We start from the raw sequence: 16,211 nt of genomic DNA, 5'->3' as shown, positions 1-16,211 counted from the left end.
ACGGGTGCGGCCGTTATGGTCGAGGCCGTGACCAGCGCCGCCCGCACGGCACCCGGGCCCGATCACGCCCGGGCGGCCCGCCCGGCGGCGGTCACGCGGCGGGTGACGGCCGCCGTCCGGCGGCACCGCGCGGACCTGCTCGCCGGGTTGGCGTTCGTCGCGCTCGCCGGATGGCTCACCCACGGTCTCTGGCCGGCGCCGGGCACGCGCGCACTCGCCCTCAACCCGGCCGACCAGACGCTGTACGAGTGGTTCCTGGCGCTGGACGCGCGTGCCCTGCGGGGCGAGCTGAGCCTGGTCACCGGCCGGCTGAACGCGCCGGACGGGGTCAACCTGATGGCCAACACGTCGATCGTGGCGCTCGGTGTGCTGCTCGCCCCGGTCACGCTGGCGTTCGGGGCGCCCGTGACGTTCGCCCTGCTCGTCGCCGCGAACATGGCCGGTACGGCGCTCGCCTGGTACCTGCTGTTCACCCGCGTCCTGCGGGCCCGCCGGCTCGCTGCCGTACTCGGCGCGGCGCTCTGCGGCTTCGGGCCGGGCATGGTCTCGCAGAGCAACGGCCACCTGCACATGACCGCGCAGTGGCTGGTCCCGGTGCTGGTCTGGCTCGTGCTCCGGCTGCTGCGCGCCGCCGACCCGGCGAGTCGGCCGGACGGCCCGGACCGCCGCCGGACGGCCTCCTCCGCGGCCGGGCTCGCCGCGGTCGTCACCGTGCAGGTATTCGTCGGCGAGGAGGTGTTGTTCCTCGCCGCGCTCACCCTGGCGGTGACCGCCGTCGCGTACGGGCTGGCCGACCGGGGCCTGCTGCGCCGGGCCGGTTCCGGGTTCGCCGGTGGTCTGCTCGTCGCCGCCGGGCTGGCGCTGCCGGTGCTGGCGTACCCGCTGTGGGTGCAGTTCGCCGGCCCGCAGGGCGTCGCGGACGGCATCTTCCCACCCGCCTACTTCTCCGCCGACCTGATCGCCTGGACCCGCCTGTCCGCGCTGACGGTGTTCGGCAGCCCGGAGGCGGTACGGCTCACCACCGGTCCGTCCGAGTTCACCACTTTCCTGGGCTGGCCGCTGCTGCTGGTAGCCGCCGCCTGCGCGGTCCGGCTGGGCCGGCGCGCCCCGGTGGTGGCGGTCGTGGCCGCCGCGCTGACGATGGCCGCACTCGCGCTCGGCCCGGAGGTGGTGGCCGGCGGTGAGCGGACCGGGATCCCCGGTCCGTACGCGCTGCTGGCCGGGCTCCCGGTGGTGGACGGCGCGCTGCCGACGCGTTTCGCGCTGGCGGTGCTGCCGCTCGTCGGCACAGTGCTCACGCTCGCCGTGCACCGGGCGCTCGCCGAACCCGGCCGGGCCCGCCGGGTCGTCCCGTTCGCGGTCGGCGCGGCGCTGCTCAGCGTCTTCCCCACACCGCTGCCCACGATGGACCGGCCGCCGCTGCCCGAGTTCGTCACCGGCGGCCACTGGCAGCGGTGCGTACGCCCCGGCGGGGTGCTGGTACCGGTGCCCACCGCCACCCCGCAGGATCCCTGGCCGATGCGCTGGGCCACCGCCACCGGCGTCGCGTTCGCCATGCCGGAGGGCTTCTTCATCGGCCCGTACGGCCCGCACGGCTCGGCCACCATGGGCACCTGGCAGCGTCCCACCTCGGCGCTGCTCGCCGACGTGGCCCGCCGCGGCGTGGCACCCGCGATCGGTGACCGGCAACGCCGCCAGGCCGCCCGGGACGTCGAGTTCTGGCGCGCCTCGTGCATGGCGGTGACCGACGACACGCCGCACGCGGAGATGCTGCGGCGCACCCTGGAGCAGCTCTACGGGCGGCCGGGGGTGCGGCTCGCCGACGCCTGGACCTGGCGGTTCTGAGGCGCCGGACACCGGTTCCGCCGCCGGACACGGCGAAAGGGCCCCTCCCGTACGGGAAGGGCCCTTACGCGAAACGCGTCAGACGCGCGCGGCGACCGGCGGGGCCGACGCCTCGGCGAACTCCTCGCGCGGGTCGTGCAGCTGGCCCAGCGCGACCACCTCACGCTTGAGGAAGAACGCCAGCGTCCAGTCGACCACCACGCGCACCTTGCGGTTGAACGAGGGGATCCGCGACATGTGGTACGTCCGGTGCATGAACCACGCCGGCCAGCCGGTCATCTTGATGCCGTAGACCTGCGCCACGCCCTTGTGCAGCCCGAGGCTCGCCACGCTGCCGGCGTGCTTGTGCTTGTAGTCGACCGGCTCGCGCCCGCGGATCACGTTGGCGATGTTGTCGGCCATCCGCGCCGCCTGCCGCACCGCGTGCTGGGCGCTCGGGGAGCAGAAGTTACCCGGCTCCTTGGTCAGGTCCGGTACGGCGGCGCAGTCACCGGCGCTCCACGCGCCCTCGACCACCCGGTCGCCGTCCACGATCTGCAGCGTCGGCCGGCAGGTGACCCGGCGGCGCTCGTCACGCGGGAAGTCCGTCGCGTCGAGCATCGGCGACGGCTTCACGCCGGCGGTCCAGACGATGGTGTCGGACGGGAAGCTGTCGCCGTCGGAGAGCTTCACCACGCCGTCGACGCAGGACTCCAGCCGGGTGTCCAGGCGGATGTCCATGTCCCGCTTCATCAGCTGCTGCACCGTGTAGGCGCCCATGTCCCGGTCGACCTCGGGCAGCACCCGCTGGGTCGCCTCGACGAGCACCCAGCGCATGTCCTCCGGCTTCAGCTCCGGGTAGTAGCGCAGCGCGTCCCGGGCCATGTCCTCCATCTCGGCGAGCGCCTCGATGCCGGCGTAGCCGCCGCCCACGAAGACGAACGTCAGCGCGCGGCTGCGGACCGCCGGGTCGGTGGTGGAGGCCGCCACGTCGAGCCGGTCCAGCACGTGGTTGCGCAGGAAGATGGCCTCGCCGATGGTCTTGAACCCGATGCCGTTCTCGTGCAGGCCGGGGATCGGCAGGGTGCGGGAGACCGAGCCGGGGGCGACGACCACGTGGTCGTACTGGATCTCCCGGGCCGGGCCGCTGATCGGCTGCACCACGGCGGTCATGCGGTCGTGGTCGATCCGGGTGACGGTGCCCGCCACCACGGTGCACTTGCGCAACTCCCGCCGCAGCGGCACCACGGCGTGCCGAGGGGAGATGTTGCCCGCCGATGCCTCCGGGAGGAACGGCTGGTACGTCATGTGCGGCTGCGGGTCGACGACGATGACCTCGGCCTCACGCCTGCTCAGCTTCTTGGACAGGCGCAGAGCGGCGTACAGGCCCACGTGACCGGCACCCACGACAAGGATCCGCTTCGGGTTCACGTCATCTATCTTTCCCCGGGTGCTTCGGGTAATCCCGCGCGAGACCCCCTTCTGTGACGGAGCACAACCCGTGTGACCTGCGCAACGTCCCCGGAACGGTGCGTCACCTGCGCCGGAGCAGCCAGCCCAGCAGGGCGCTCAGACCCACCGCCACCAGCAGTCCCACCACAGTCGCGGCCTGTGAGCCGTCGGTGCCGCCCACTCCCCCGAGCCACGCCAGCACCACGCCGAGCACGGCACTGGCGAGCACCACGCCACCCACCCGGCCCAGCCACCGCAGCACCACGTCCGGGTCGATCAGCCCGTCGTAGGGCAGCAGCGCGGCGAGCGCGCACAGCGAGTGCGCCAGGTAGAGCAGCGTCGCCACGGCGAGCAGCCGCCACAGCGCCGGTGGCCGGTCGAAGCCGAGCGTGGCCAGCAGCCAGCCGCCGACTGTCACCAGCGCGGTGAACGTCGGCCAGATCCGGCGCGGCCCGGCCGCCGGGAGCACCGCGGCCACCGTCATGGCCAGCAGCGAGCGCGGGGTGAGGGCCTGCACCGGGTACGCGAGCAGGAAACCGGCCAGCACGGTGAGGAAGATGCCGCCGCGTACGAGCAGCGGCAGCGGGCTGACCCGGGCGGCGGCGAACCGCAGCGCCCGCACCCGCTCCACCAGGGCGTCCGTCATCTCATGCCCGCCTTCGGGGCGGTCGCCAGCCGGGCCACGTCGCGCAGCACCTCGTCCAGGCTGCCCGCGCCGGCCCAGCGCACCACCGGCACCCCGTGCTCGCGGAGCTGGCCGATCATCGTGTCCCGGTCCAGCCGCCACAGCCGGTACGCCACCTCGGCCCAGCCGCGTTCCTTCGGCACCGGCAGCTCGGCCGGCAACGTGTCCACCGCCACCACGAACCGCCCGCCCCGGGCCAGCCGGGCCAGCATCTGCGCGGACCGCTCGTCGAGCAGCGGGGTGAGCACCACCACGAGCGCGTCCGAGGAGAGCACCTGCGGGCCGAAGACCTGGTCGTACGGCTCGTGCGGGGACGACTCGGCCTGCACGTCGAGCAGCCACTCCAGCACTGTCAGGTACTGCCGCCGCCCGGTGGCCGGACGCAGCCGGCGAGCGGCCGGCCCGTACTCCAGCATCGACACCCGGTCGCCGCGGTGCAGGTAGTGCTCGGCGAGCGCGGCGGCGGCCCGCACGGTGGTGTCCAGCACCGACGCGGTCCCGTTCACGCCACCGGAGCGGCCCGCCTCGGCCAGCACGTCCAGCAGCACCACCACCTCGGCGTCCCGGTCCGAGAGCGTCGCCGCGACGTGCAGCTGGCGGGCCCGCAGCGACACCCGCCAGTCGATCCGGCGCAGCCGGTCGCCGGGCGCGAAGACGCGTACCCCGGCCAGTTCGCCGCCCTCGCCCGGCCGCCGCGAGCGGTGCGCGCCGACCAGCCCGGCGGCCCGCGGCATCGCCTCGACCGCGTCGAACGGCTCGGTACGCGGATAGACCCGGGCCCGGATCGGGTCGGTGATCACCGCGCGGGAGACCAGCAGCCCGTCGGCGGCGGCGACCCGCACCCCGGCCGGCCCGATCGGGTGCCGTCCCCACCGCAGGGCGGTGCCGGTCAGCTCCAGGTCGACGGCGCTGCCCCGGGGTACGGACGTGACGAACGGGCGGTCCGCCCCGCCGGAGCGGCTCACGTCCAGCCCGGTGCCGCCGAAGCCGACCTGCTCCACCCGCAGCCAGCGCGACATCCGGGTCCGGACCACCGCCAGGTCGTACCCGACCAGGTCGGGGTTGGCCACCGCGACGGTGGCGGCCAGCGGCGCGCCCTCGACCAGGTGGGTGTCCCCGACGCCGAGTTCCAGCTCGGGCAGCGCGGCGGGGCGGCGGCGCAGCGCGTACGCGGTCCCGAGCGCGAACGGCGTGGCGAGCACCACCAGGTCGATGCGGCCGAGCAGGACGGCGGCGACGAGCAGCACACCGGTGAGCAGCACGGCCCGGCCGAGCGCCCACGTGGGCGCCCAGCCGCCTGCCGCGTCGGCCCGGTCCATCAGCGTCCGGCGGCGTAGCTGGGCAGCGCGCCGCTCGCCGGGGCGGGCGTGGACTCCAGCACCTCGCCGACCACGAACGACGGGTCGACGCGGCGCAGCCACATCTCCGGCCGCAGCGTGATCCGGTGCGCCAGCGCGGGCGCCGCCACCGCCTTGACGTCCTCCGGCACCACGTAGTCCCGGTTGGCGAGCACCGCCCGCACCCGGGACAGCAGCAGCAGCGCCAGCGAGCCGCGCGGGGACGCGCCGACCAGCACCGACGGGTGCTCCCGGGTGGCAGCGGTGAGCGCCACGATGTACCGGCCGATCGAGTCCTCGACCACCACGTCCTCCAGCGCGGCCTGCATGGCGCGCAGCGTGGCGGCGTCCACCACCGGCTTGATCTCCGCCTCCTCGCGGCGGCGGGCGATCCGGCGCCGCAGCACGTCCCACTCCTCGTCGTGGGTGGGGTAGCCGAACGACACCCGCAGCAGGAACCGGTCGAGCTGCGCCTCCGGCAGCGGGTACGTGCCCTCGTACTCGATGGGGTTGGCGGTGGCGAGCACGTGGAACGGCTCGTCCAGGCGGTAGGTCACGCCCTCGACCGATACCTGCTTCTCCTGCATGGCCTCCAGCAGCGCCGACTGCGTCTTCGGCGGCGTCCGGTTGATCTCGTCGGCGAGCAGCAGGTTGGTGAACACCGGGCCGGCCCGGAAGGCGAAGTCACCGCTGCTCTGGTCGTAGAGGAACGAGCCGGTCACATCGGCGGGCAGCAGGTCCGGGGTGAACTGGAGCCGCCGGAAGTCCAGTCCGAGCGCCTGCGCGAAACAGCGCGCGGTGAGCGTCTTGCCCAGGCCGGGCAGATCCTCCAGCAGCACGTGACCACCGGCGAGGATGCCGGCCAGCACCAGCTCCAGCGCGTCCCGCTTGCCGACCACGACGGTGCCGACCGCCTCCAGGACGGCCCGGGCGAGCCGGCCCACCTCGGCGGGGGCCATGCTCCGGTCCACGTCGTTCATCAGATCTTCTCCAGTTCGGCGACGATCGCCGCGAGGTCGCGCGGCGACGGAGGGCGGCGGGCGGGGGTGGCGAGGAACGTCCACAGTGGCTCGCCGAGCACCGCCCGGGCGCGGGCCGGGTCGGACTCACGGGTGACGCCGTGGCGCTGGCGCAGCCGTTCGTCGGCCAGCTCGCCGAGGCGGGGCAGGATGCGCTCGGTGAACCGCTCCTGGTTGCCGGCGCACCAGTCCAGCGGGCGCTCCCAGCCGTTGATCGCGGTGCGCAGTGCGTCCCGCGCGGACCAGTTCCAGGTGCCGGGCTCCTCACCGGCGGGCGTCCGGGCACCCGCGCGGGGCGGCGGCGGGGGTGACAGCGCGGTGGTGACCCGGCGTACGGCGAGCACGGCGAGCACCCCCGCCACGATGATCCAGATCGGCACCTTCAGGCCGACCGCGCGCAGCCCGACCACGACCACCACGACGACGGCGGCGGTGACCGCGGCGGTCCGCAGCAGCAGGCGCGCCCGGCCGCCGCCCGAGGGCCGGACGTCCTCCCCGGCGGGCTCCTCACCGAACGACAGCAGGTCGTCGATGCTGGTGCTCACGACACCTCCCCCGCCAGGCTGGTCAGCTCGCCGCGCAACCGGCGCAGCGCGGCGCGGGCCTGGTCCCGGGTGTGCTCGTCGACCGGGTGCGTGGCGTACCGGGCCTCCCGGTAGACGTGCGCGAAACCGTCGAGCACGTCGGCGCTGGCGATCGCCGGGATGCCCGCCGCCGGGTCGCCGCGCAGCAGCCGGCCCACCAGGTCGGTCGGGGTGTCACCGGTGTGCCGGGGCACACCCGCGTCCTCGGCGGCCTCCTCCAGGCGTACCCAGCAGGCGATCACAGCGGTCCGCGGGTCGGTGGAGCGGTCGTCCAGTTCGACGAGCCCGGCGTCGAGCGCGGCCACCACCTCGCGGGCGGTCCCCTCGGCGGTACGCCTGGTGCGCCGCACCGGCACCGCGCGAGTGGTGCGCCGCAGCGCGCCCCGCAGCACGTTCCACAGGACGTACCCGACGGCGGCCAGCACCGCCGCGGACAGCAACACCACGGCGGCGGTGGCCAGCCAGCCGGGCACACCGCCCGAGGTGGACTCGCCCACGTCCCGGGGCTCGACGGGGATCGACGGCACCGCCTCGGGCGACGGGTAGTCCGGCACGTACGGGATGGTGTCGGCGGCGGGCGGGATCCGGCTGGCCCCGATGGCGGAGTGACCGGCGGCGAACGCGGCGAGCGCGAGCAGCACCGTCACCGCGGCGACCGGCCACCACCTGCGCAGTACGCCGAAATCCATCCCACCGCCTCAGGTGTTCCTCAGTCCACCCCGGCCAGGTCCTTCGCCCGGGTGAACACGTCGTCCAGCATCGCCGGTGTGAGCCGGCCGGTGAACGTGTTCTGCTGGCTGACGTGATAGCAGCCCAGCAACGCCGGCACCGACTCGCCGGACCAGTGTGCCCCATGACCGAACACCGGTCGCGGTGTGGGCGGTCGCTGCCCGTACACCTGGCGTAGCACCGGCCACCACGCGGCCCACGCGAACGCGCCCAGCGCGACCACGACGCGCAGCGTGGGCCGGATCAGCTCGACCTCGCGGTGCAGCCACGGCGCGCAGGTGTCCCGCTCGTCCGGGGTGGGTTTGTTGTCCGGCGGCGCGCACCGCACAGCCGCGAAGATGCGGGTGTCGCGCAGCGTCAGGCCGTCGTCCGCGGACACGCTCGTCGGCTGGTTGGCCAGCCCGGCGCGGTGCAGCGCGGCGAACAGCACGTCACCGGACCGGTCCCCGGTGAAGATCCGGCCCGTGCGGTTGCCGCCGTGCGCGGCCGGCGCCAGACCGAGGATCGCGATGCGGGCGTCCGCCGGCCCGAGGCCGGGCACCGGCCGTCCCCAGTAGTCCTGGTCGCGGAACGCGGCCCGCTTGACCCGGGCGACCTCCTCCCGCCAGGCCACCAGGCGCGGGCAGGCGAAGCAGTCGCTGACCGCGCCGTCGAGGTCGGCCAGGTCGGCCGCCCGCGCGGCGCGGGCGACCACGTCCTGCGGGGTACGCGACTCAGCCAAGCTTCGCCCGGAACAGTTCCAGCGTGCGGGCCCAGGCGGTGGCGGCCGCCCGCTGGTCGAAGTGCTCGGGCCGGTCCTCATTGAAGAACGCGTGCGCGGTGCCCGGGTAGTCGAACGTCTGGCAGGTGCCACCGGCGGACTCGATGGACCGGCGTACGCTCTGCACCCCGTCGGCGGCGGACAGGCCGTCCGCCTCGGAGCAGTGGATGAGCGCGGCTTTGCCGGCGTAGCCGGCCCAGTCGGTGCGGCCGGCGTTGTCCGCCGCGCCGGTGCGGCCGGCGTTGTCCGCCGCGCCCGTGCGGCCGGCGTTGTCCGCCGCGCCAGTGGCCATGCCCTCCCAGGGCAGGCGCGGGTAGAACCCGGCGGTGGCCACGATGCGCTCGGAGAACGTGCCGGACCACAGCGCCAGGCTGGCGCCCGCGCAGAACCCGGCGCAGCCCACCTTGCCGGCGACCTCGGACCGGCTCGCCAGGTATTCGGCGGCGGCGGCGATGTCGCTGGCCGCCTCGTCCATCTGGGAGCTGTTCAGCATCAGCCGCGGCTCGGTCGGCTTCACGGCCGGCCCGCCGTGCCGGAAGTCGGGCGCGAGGGCGACGAAGCCGGCCTCGGCGAAGCGGTCCACCACGGCCCGGACGTGGGGCACCAGTCCCCACCAGTCCTGGATGACGATGACCGCCGGGCTGGCCGCACCGCCGGAGGGTATCGCGAGATACCCCTCGCTCGTCCCCCCGTTGCCGGTGAAGCTCACCATCTCGCCCATGGGCCCGTCCTCCTAGCGGTCAGTCATCATTGGCTGGTCGCCCAGTTGGCTGATACGTGCCGGTAGCGTGCCACGCGGTCACCGGCGCGGGGAAGACGGAACAACAGTGGCATTCACCTCCTGTTGAACCGCCGGACAGGCACACACGCTGGGTATAGCGATTGCTAAACTAGCCCCGTGGTGGCTGGAGACTGGGACGTCTACCTGGTCGACGAGGTGCGGCAGTGGCTCGACACTCTCGACGCGTCCGCCCATGCGCGAGTGGTGCAGGCGATCGACCTCCTGGCCGAGCACGGACCAGGACTCGGACGACCCCTTGTCGACACCATCCACGGTTCGTCGATGGCGAACTTGAAGGAGCTCCGGCCGGGCACCGTGCGTATCCTTTTCGCGTTCGACCCGTGGCGCTCGAGCATCCTCCTGGTCGCCGGCGACAAGTCCGGCCGGTGGAAGACGTGGTATCAGGAGGCCATTCCCGTCGCCGAGCACCGCTACGAGCTCTACCTCAAGGACCGGGCACGAGAGGAGGGGAAGGCATGAGCGACTACTCCCGGTGGCAGGACATCCGCGCCGACCACGTCGCCCGGGTCGGCGGGGAAGATGCGGTCGACGCGGGTAAGCAGGAACTCCTCGCCGAGGTCATCGGTCACCGCCTCGCGGAGGTACGGCGAGCGCGCGGCCTGACCCAGCAGCAGGTCGCCGACCGGATGGGCGTCACCAAGGGACGGGTCTCCCAGATCGAGCAGGGAAAGATCTCCGGACAGGAAGTGGTGGCCCGGTTCGCCGCGGCGCTGGGTGGCCGGCTCCACCAGGCGATCTACTTCGACGACGGTGACATCGCCGCCATCGCCTGACAGCGGATCCCGCGAGATCTTGGAGGATTCCGGCCCCTATGAGGGCCGTTTCGTACCAAGATCTCGCGGGATCGCGCGCGCTCTATCGCGTTGACGTGGGTTCCGGGGAAGCGCTGGTGCTGGGCGCGGGCGTGGCGGGCGCGGTCGGGGTGGCGCTGCCTGTGGGTGCGGGTGCGGGCGGGGCGATCGACGGGGAGGCCGGTGCGCCGAACGGTGCCAGCTCCGGGCAGTACGGGTAGGCGTTGCGGGGCGCGGGCACGGCGCCGGACGAGTCCAGGCAGTTCGGCCAGCCGAGCCGGATCGGCACGCCGTTCTGGTCGAACAGCTGCGCGTCGCGGATCAGCCGCCCCTGCTGGTCGTAGACGAAGACGTCCTCGATCCGGTCGTACCGCCGGTCCACCGACGTCTGCTCGTAGCCGCTGTAGACGTCGGAGCTGGCGTTCCGGTCCACATCGACGAGCACCGCGAAGCCGAAGAGCAGCAGCGCGGCCGTACCCAGCCGGTGCAGGCGGCGCGGCCAGCCGGTGAAGCCCGCGGAACGGCGGCCGAGCCACAGTGACGCGACCACCGCGCCGATGAGCAGCAGCAGGCCGGCCGACGCGTTGTCGTTCGGCCGGGGCAGCAGACCGGGCCGGCCACCGTCCACCATGACGCTGATCAGCAGCGCGGCCAGCCAGCCACGCACCAGCCACCAGGCCGGGCGCAGCGGGCGCAGGAAGTCGCTCACCGTCTCGTGCCCCAGCACCGGGCCGAGCTGACGATCCAGCAGACGTATCTGAGTGGCCGCCTGATCCCGCGCCTCGGCCAGGCGGTGGAAGCGCGCCGGTCGCCGCCCCTCCCCGGCGCCGGCGGCGGCACGCAGTTCGGCCGCGTACGCCTCGGGGGTGCCCAGCCGGTCCACGAGCGCGCCCTCGCCCTCGGCGGCCACCTCGGCGAGGTGTTCCGGCAGGTCCTCGGTCAGCTCGTCGCGGACCCCCGGCGGCAGGTCGGCGAGCGCCGCGCGTACCCGGTCGACGTAGTCCGTGATCTCCTGCCCAGTGACGGTCATGCCGCCATCCCCCGATCGTCGAGCAGTGCGTCCATGGTGGTGGCGAACGAGCGCCAGGTCTTGCCGGAGCGGGTGAGCTGGTCACGCCCGGCCGTGTTCAGCGAGTAGTACTTGCGGTGCGGCCCGGACTCGCTCGGCACCACGTACGTGGTGAGCAGGCCTGCGGCGAACAGCCGGCGCAGCGTGCCGTAGACCGAGGCGTCGCCGACCTCGGTGAGGCCGGCCTCACGCAGCCGCCGCAGGATGTCGTAGCCGTATCCGTCCTCGTCCTTGAGCACGGCGAGCACCGCCAGGTCGAGCACGCCCTTGAGGAGCTGCGTGGTATCCACGCTCCGCACACTAGTGCGCAATCCACACTACCGTCAATCACACAGCACTTTGCCCGGCCTTGTTCACCGGGAGGAAGGACGGGCGGTCCACCCGATGAAACGGTCGAACAGGTCGGCCGGGTTCGGGTTGGCGGCCATCAGGTCGGCGGTGGCGTCGAACAGGCAGCCCGCCATGTGGATGGACAGGGCGACGCGGTCGCGCCGGTAGTCCAGCAGCAGCAACAGGCGGGCCGGCTGGCACGGCCAGGGTGCCGCGCACACCCGGCACAACCAGAGGGGCCGCATCGGCACGTGCGGCCGCACGACACGGCGACTGCGATCGGGTACGGGAGAACAGTTCCTCACGGTCATCCCCCGATCGTGCTCGCGCTGTTACCGATCGTCAACTCCGATCGCTGTTACCGATCGCGAGTCAATCGCTGCTACCTACCGTCAAGAGGTGGTCGAGTTCGTGGGAATCGCTGAGATCCGAGACATGCTCGGTGGCGTCTCGCGTGCCCGCGCGTCAGTGGTCGCTTCGCGACGCGACTTCCCCGCGCCCTATCAGGTGCTCCGGATGGGCCAGATCTGGCGGAAGTCCGACGTCGAGAAGTGGATCAGGGAACACCGCCCCGACCTGGCGACGGACTAACCCCGCCCGTCCCGTCGACCAAGGACTTTGCGTACCCGGAGGCGTCCGGATCTGACACAAACTCCTTGATCACCGCCGAAGGGGCGGGCGAGAAGATGAGGGCTAGGCGAGGCTCCAAGCTATGCCGTCGAGGATGTCGTGCTCGGAGGCGACCACCGACGGCATCCCGGCCCGCTCCATGATCACTCGCAGCACCAGCGCGCCGGCGCCGATCACGTCGGCCCGCCCGGGGTGCATCACCGGGTACGCCAGCCGCTGCTCACTGCTCTTGCCGAGCAGGTCGGCTGTCACCTCGGCCACCTGCTCGTACGAGACGCGGGCGTGGTGGATGCGGCTGGGGTCGTACTCCCGGAGCCCTTGCGCCAGGGCGACCACTGTGGTGACCGAACCGGCGAGCCCGACCAGCGTGGCGGCCTCGCGGCCGGGCACGGCGGCGAGCGCGCGGTCGACGGCGGCGGCGATGTCGGACTCGGCGGCGGCGATCTGCGCCGCTGTCGGCGGATCGTCGTGCAGGTGCCGTTCGGTCATCCGGACGCAGCCGATGTCCACCGAGATAGCGCCGCGCACCCCGTCGGCGCGGGTGCCGACGACGAACTCGGTCGAACCGCCGCCGATGTCGACCACCAGGTACGGCGGCTCTGCATCGGCAGGCAGGCCGCGCACCGCGCCGGTGAACGACAGGCGTGCCTCCTCGTCGCCTGTCACCACCTCGGGCGGTACGCCGAGCGTGCGCTCGACCATGGTGCGGAAGTCGGCGGCGTTGGAGGCGTCGCGGGAGGCCGAGGTGGCGCACATGCGTACCCGCTCGGCGCCGGACTTCTCGATCTCCGCCGCGTAGTCGGCGAGCGCCACGCGGGTCCGCTCGATGGCCTCCGGCGCGAGCATGCCGGTCTGGTCGACGCCCTGCCCCAGTCGGACGATCTCCATCCGCCGGCTGACGTCGCGCAGCGGCGACGAGTCCCCGGCCGACGCCTCGGGCAGGTCGGCGATCAGCAGTCGGATCGAGTTGGTCCCGCAGTCGATGGCGGCCACACGCGCACTCACGGCGCCCACCCTACGGCAGCCCGCGCACGGTCAGAGGCGCAGCAGCATGCGGGTGTTGCCCAGGGTGTTGGGCTTGACCCGTTCCAGGTCCAGGAACTCCGCGACACCCTCGTCGTACGAGCGCAGGAGCTGCTCGTACACCGGCTGCGGCACGGGCGCGCCGTCGATCTCGCGGAAGCCGAACGAGCCGAAGAAGCCGGTCTCGAACGTCAGCACGAAGATCCGGGCGATGCCCAGCTCCCGTGCCGCGTCGATCAGCCCGCCGACGATCCGGTGCCCGATCTTGTGGCCCCGGCAGGACGGGTCGACCGCCACCGTCCGGATCTCGGCCAGGTCCTCCCACATGACGTGCAGCGCGCCGCAGCCGACCACCGTGCCGTCAGACGTCACCGCGACCCGGAACTCCTGCACGTCCTCGTACAGCGTCACAGTCGCCTTGCTGAGCAGCCGCCGGTCGTCGGTGTAGGTGTCCACCAGCCGCCGGATGCCGCGGACGTCGGTGGTGCGGGCCCGGCGCACAGTGATCTCGTCGGCGCTCATCTCACTGGACCGCGGGCACGTCCACGCAGGGGCCGGCCGCCCACCACTTCTCCACGAGCGCCAGCGTCTCGTCGCCGAACGGGTTGACCCCCGGCCCGGCCGCGAGCGCGTGCCCGAGGTGCACGTGCAGGCACTTCACCCGCCCCGGCATGCCGCCGGCCGAGATGCCCGCGATCTCCGGCACCTCCCCGATCGCCTCCCGGCGGGTCAGGTAGTCCTCGTGCGCCGCCCGGTACCGCGCCGCCAGCTCCGGATCCTCGGCGAGCCGCTCGGCCATCTCCTTCATCAGCCCGGCCGACTCCAGCCGGCTGCACGCCGCCGTGGCACGCGGGCAGGTCAGGTAGAACAGCGTCGGGAACGGCGTGCCGTCCGCCAGCCGGGGCGTCGTCTCCACCACGTCGGGCAGGCCGCAGGGACACCTGTGGGCCACCGCGCGGGTGCCGCGAGGCGGGCGTCCGAGCTGCGCGGCCACCGCGGCCAGGTCGGCCTCGGTGGCCGGCTGGCGTTCCGGCGGGGGTACGGAGTCCGCCGCCGGCTCCTGCGGTGGTACGACGCTCAAGGAAGTGCCTCTCGAATCAAAGCTCACTTGTCGGGGCGCTCGGCGTTGGCCGCCCGCACGCTCCCCCACAGGGTGTCGTACCAGGGCTCGGGCGGCTTCGGCGCCCCCGGCTTCGCGCCCTTGCCGGCGTCCTTCGCGGCGCCCTCCGGGTCGGAGAGCACCACGAGCAGCGTCTCGCCCGGCTTGCCCATGAAGAACCGCTCCCGGGCCTGCGTCTTGACGTACTCCGGGTCCTTCCACTTGGCCGCCTCGGCGGTGAGCCGGTCGATCTCGGCCCGCTGGGCGGCCTGCGCCGCCTCCATCCGCTCGATGTCGGCCTGCTGGTCCAGGTAGACCCGGACCGGATAGGTGTACGCCAGGGCGAGCGCGATCAGCACCGCGAACAGCACCGTGGCGCGCCCGGTGAAGCGCCGGGGTTGGGGTGCGGTGAGCCGCTTGACCGGGCCACCGGCGGCGGTACGCCGGGCCGCGGCGGGGCGGCTCGCGGAGCGTACGCCGTCGGCGGCACGGGACGCGCCGGGTGACCGGCCGGCGGCGCGCGCCTCCGCGCGGACGCCGTTGTCGCGTGCCGTGGACCGGACCCGGGCACCGCCCGTCCGGCCGGGCTGACCCGGCCGGCGGGCGGGCCGCTGGCCACCCGGTGTGCGGCGCTGCTGCATCGTCACACCCCTCCCCCGGAGCGCTCGCTCAGGCCGAACGGTAGCGCGGGAACGCGCCGGCACCGGCGTACCGCGCCGCGTCGGCCAGCTCCTCCTCGATCCGCAGGAGCTGGTTGTACTTGGCCACCCGGTCCGAGCGGGCCGGCGCGCCGGTCTTGATCTGCCCGCAGCCGGTGGCGACGGCCAGGTCGGCGATGGTGGTGTCCTCGGTCTCGCCGGAACGGTGGCTCATCATGCACTTGAAGCCGGCCCGGTGGGCCAGGTCGACGGCGTCGAGCGTCTCGGTGAGCGAGCCGATCTGGTTGACCTTCACCAGCACCGCGTTGGCGGCCTGCTCGGCGATGCCCCGGGCGATGCGCTGCGGGTTGGTCACGAACAGGTCGTCGCCGACGATCTGGATGCGGTCGCCGAGCGCGGCGGTGAGGGTGGCCCAGCCGCTCCAGTCGTCCTCGGCCAGCGGGTCCTCGATCGACACGATCGGGTAGTCGCCGGCGAGCTTGGTGTAGTAGTTGCTCATCTCCTCGGCGCTCTTGGCGCTGCCCTCGAACGTGTAGGTGCCGTTGTCGAAGAACTCGGTGGCGGCCACGTCGAGCGCGAAGACGATGTCGGTGCCGAGCCGGTAGCCGGCCTTCTCCACGGCCTCGGCGATCAGGTCCAGCGCGGCGGCGTTGGTGGGCAGGTTCGGGGCGAAGCCGCCCTCGTCGCCCAGGCCGGTCGACAGGTCCTTCTTCTTCAGCACCGACTTCAGCGCGTGGTAGACCTCGGCGCCCGAGCGCAGCGCGTCCCGGAACGTCGGCGCGCCGATCGGCGCGATCATGAACTCCTGGATGTCGACGTTCGAGTCGGCGTGCGCGCCACCGTTGAGGATGTTCATCATCGGCACCGGGAGCAGGTGCGCGTTCGGGCCGCCCAGGTAGCGGAACAGGCTCAGCTCGGCGCTGCCGGCGGCGGCCTTGGCCACGGCCAGGGAGACGCCGAGGATGGCGTTCGCGCCCAGCTCGCCCTTGTTGTCCGAGCCGTCGATGTCGATCATCTTCTGGTCGATCAGCCGCTGCTCGCTGGCCTCGTAGCCGATGAGCTGGTCGACGATGCGGTCCTCGATGTTGGCGACCGCCTTCTCGACGCCCTTGCCCAGGTAGCGATCCTTGTCACCGTCGCGCAGCTCGACCGCCTCGAACGCGCCGGTGGAGGCGCCGGACGGCACCGCGGCGCGGGCGATCGTGCCGTCGTCGAGCCCGACCTCGACCTCGACCGTCGGGTTGCCCCGCGAGTCCAGGATCTCCCGGGCGACGATTCCCTCGATGGTTGCCACTGAGTCGCTCCTCGTTTGTGTGGTTCCGGTCCGTATGGGCCGCGACGGTGCGGCTGAGGCAGGTGTTGAACGCAGCGTATCGGTCCCCGCCCTGCCGCACCCCGCTCGGGGCGGCCCCCGAGGC

General features: G+C 73.3%; 20 protein-coding genes. 4 read left to right on the top strand and 16 right to left on the bottom strand.

Annotation, left to right across the window (positions count from 1 at the left end; all coding sequences use genetic code 11):
* Positions 1–15: 15 nt before the first annotated feature.
* Positions 16–1,845, top strand: a complete 1,830-nt coding sequence (locus MICAU_RS04535; protein ID WP_013284112.1) for a DUF6311 domain-containing protein — start codon at positions 16–18, stop codon at positions 1,843–1,845.
* Positions 1,846–1,923: 78 nt separating this feature from the next.
* Here the strand turns inward: MICAU_RS04535 and MICAU_RS04530 are convergent, their stop codons facing one another.
* From MICAU_RS04530 to MICAU_RS04495, 8 genes are all read right to left on the bottom strand, one after another.
* Positions 1,924–3,255, bottom strand: coding sequence for an NAD(P)/FAD-dependent oxidoreductase (locus tag MICAU_RS04530; protein ID WP_013284111.1), 1,332 nt, complete (start codon positions 3,253–3,255; stop codon positions 1,924–1,926).
* A 103-nt stretch (positions 3,256–3,358) separates the two neighbouring features.
* Complete coding sequence (locus MICAU_RS04525) at positions 3,359–3,922, bottom strand: hypothetical protein (RefSeq protein WP_013284110.1); 564 nt, start codon at positions 3,920–3,922, stop codon at positions 3,359–3,361.
* A complete protein-coding gene (locus tag MICAU_RS04520; protein ID WP_013284109.1) occupies positions 3,919–5,280 on the bottom strand; it encodes a DUF58 domain-containing protein in 1,362 nt (453 codons plus the stop codon). The genes MICAU_RS04525 and MICAU_RS04520 overlap by 4 nt, the downstream gene beginning before the upstream one ends.
* The gene (locus MICAU_RS04515) at positions 5,280–6,278 is read right to left on the bottom strand and encodes an AAA family ATPase (RefSeq protein ID WP_013284108.1); all 999 of its coding nucleotides are present in this window, start codon (positions 6,276–6,278) and stop codon (positions 5,280–5,282) included. The genes MICAU_RS04520 and MICAU_RS04515 overlap by 1 nt, the downstream gene beginning before the upstream one ends.
* Positions 6,278–6,862, bottom strand: a complete 585-nt coding sequence (locus tag MICAU_RS04510) for a hypothetical protein (RefSeq protein ID WP_013284107.1) — start codon at positions 6,860–6,862, stop codon at positions 6,278–6,280. The genes MICAU_RS04515 and MICAU_RS04510 overlap by 1 nt, the downstream gene beginning before the upstream one ends.
* Positions 6,859–7,590, bottom strand: coding sequence for a DUF4129 domain-containing protein (locus MICAU_RS04505; protein WP_013284106.1), 732 nt, complete (start codon positions 7,588–7,590; stop codon positions 6,859–6,861). The genes MICAU_RS04510 and MICAU_RS04505 overlap by 4 nt, the downstream gene beginning before the upstream one ends.
* 20 nt (positions 7,591–7,610) lie before the next feature.
* Positions 7,611–8,324 carry a uracil-DNA glycosylase gene (locus MICAU_RS04500; RefSeq protein WP_013284105.1) on the bottom strand — a complete coding sequence of 238 codons (714 nt, stop codon included), beginning with the start codon at positions 8,322–8,324 and terminating at the stop codon, positions 7,611–7,613.
* A gap of 19 nt (positions 8,325–8,343) precedes the next feature.
* The gene (locus MICAU_RS04495) at positions 8,344–9,111 is read right to left on the bottom strand and encodes a dienelactone hydrolase family protein (RefSeq protein ID WP_013284104.1); all 768 of its coding nucleotides are present in this window, start codon (positions 9,109–9,111) and stop codon (positions 8,344–8,346) included.
* 177 nt (positions 9,112–9,288) lie between these two features.
* Between MICAU_RS04495 and MICAU_RS04490 the strand changes: the two genes are divergently transcribed.
* Both MICAU_RS04490 and MICAU_RS04485 read left to right on the top strand, forming a co-directional pair.
* Positions 9,289–9,651 carry a type II toxin-antitoxin system RelE/ParE family toxin gene (locus MICAU_RS04490; RefSeq protein WP_013284103.1) on the top strand — a complete coding sequence of 121 codons (363 nt, stop codon included), beginning with the start codon at positions 9,289–9,291 and terminating at the stop codon, positions 9,649–9,651.
* Entirely contained in the window at positions 9,648–9,965 is a 318-nt protein-coding gene (locus MICAU_RS04485) for a helix-turn-helix domain-containing protein (protein WP_013284102.1), read from the top strand. The genes MICAU_RS04490 and MICAU_RS04485 overlap by 4 nt, the downstream gene beginning before the upstream one ends.
* Positions 9,966–10,047: 82 nt before the next feature.
* Here the strand turns inward: MICAU_RS04485 and MICAU_RS04480 are convergent, their stop codons facing one another.
* The 3 genes from MICAU_RS04480 to MICAU_RS04470 form a co-directional block, all read right to left on the bottom strand.
* Positions 10,048–11,013 carry an HAAS signaling domain-containing protein gene (locus MICAU_RS04480; protein ID WP_013284101.1) on the bottom strand — a complete coding sequence of 322 codons (966 nt, stop codon included), beginning with the start codon at positions 11,011–11,013 and terminating at the stop codon, positions 10,048–10,050.
* Positions 11,010–11,342, bottom strand: a complete 333-nt coding sequence (locus MICAU_RS04475) for a PadR family transcriptional regulator (protein WP_041798804.1) — start codon at positions 11,340–11,342, stop codon at positions 11,010–11,012. Before MICAU_RS04475 ends, MICAU_RS04480 begins: the two co-directional genes overlap by 4 nt.
* Positions 11,343–11,405: 63 nt before the next feature.
* Complete coding sequence (locus MICAU_RS04470) at positions 11,406–11,603, bottom strand: hypothetical protein (protein WP_230651275.1); 198 nt, start codon at positions 11,601–11,603, stop codon at positions 11,406–11,408.
* 178 nt (positions 11,604–11,781) lie between these two features.
* Here MICAU_RS04470 and MICAU_RS04465 point away from each other — a divergent pair, with 178 nt between their 5' ends.
* Positions 11,782–11,973: a hypothetical protein gene (locus tag MICAU_RS04465; protein WP_222947856.1), complete on the top strand. Its 192-nt coding sequence runs from the start codon at positions 11,782–11,784 to the stop codon at positions 11,971–11,973.
* 102 nt (positions 11,974–12,075) lie between these two features.
* On the opposite strand, the gene MICAU_RS04460 is transcribed toward MICAU_RS04465, so the two are convergent.
* Genes MICAU_RS04460 through eno form a run of 5 tightly spaced genes read right to left on the bottom strand, consistent with a single transcriptional unit; the run spans position 12,076 to position 16,087 of the window.
* Complete coding sequence (locus MICAU_RS04460; RefSeq protein ID WP_013284097.1) at positions 12,076–13,005, bottom strand: Ppx/GppA phosphatase family protein; 930 nt, start codon at positions 13,003–13,005, stop codon at positions 12,076–12,078.
* Between the two features lie 42 nt (positions 13,006–13,047).
* Positions 13,048–13,557 (bottom strand): amino-acid N-acetyltransferase, encoded by a 510-nt coding sequence (locus tag MICAU_RS04455; RefSeq protein ID WP_013284096.1) that lies wholly within the window; start codon positions 13,555–13,557, stop codon positions 13,048–13,050.
* A 1-nt stretch (position 13,558) separates the two neighbouring features.
* Complete coding sequence (locus tag MICAU_RS04450) at positions 13,559–14,116, bottom strand: DUF501 domain-containing protein (protein ID WP_013284095.1); 558 nt, start codon at positions 14,114–14,116, stop codon at positions 13,559–13,561.
* A 23-nt stretch (positions 14,117–14,139) separates the two neighbouring features.
* A complete protein-coding gene (locus MICAU_RS04445) occupies positions 14,140–14,775 on the bottom strand; it encodes an FtsB family cell division protein (RefSeq protein WP_013284094.1) in 636 nt (211 codons plus the stop codon).
* A 28-nt stretch (positions 14,776–14,803) separates the two neighbouring features.
* Positions 14,804–16,087, bottom strand: a complete 1,284-nt coding sequence (gene eno, locus MICAU_RS04440; RefSeq protein ID WP_013284093.1) for a phosphopyruvate hydratase — start codon at positions 16,085–16,087, stop codon at positions 14,804–14,806.
* Between the last annotated feature and the right edge of the window lie 124 nt (positions 16,088–16,211).

The organism is Micromonospora aurantiaca ATCC 27029, from assembly GCF_000145235.1.
GTDB lineage: Bacteria > Actinomycetota > Actinomycetes > Mycobacteriales > Micromonosporaceae > Micromonospora > Micromonospora aurantiaca.
The sequence above is the reverse complement of the archived record's forward strand: the minus strand, read 5'-3'. Positions and strand labels throughout refer to the sequence as shown.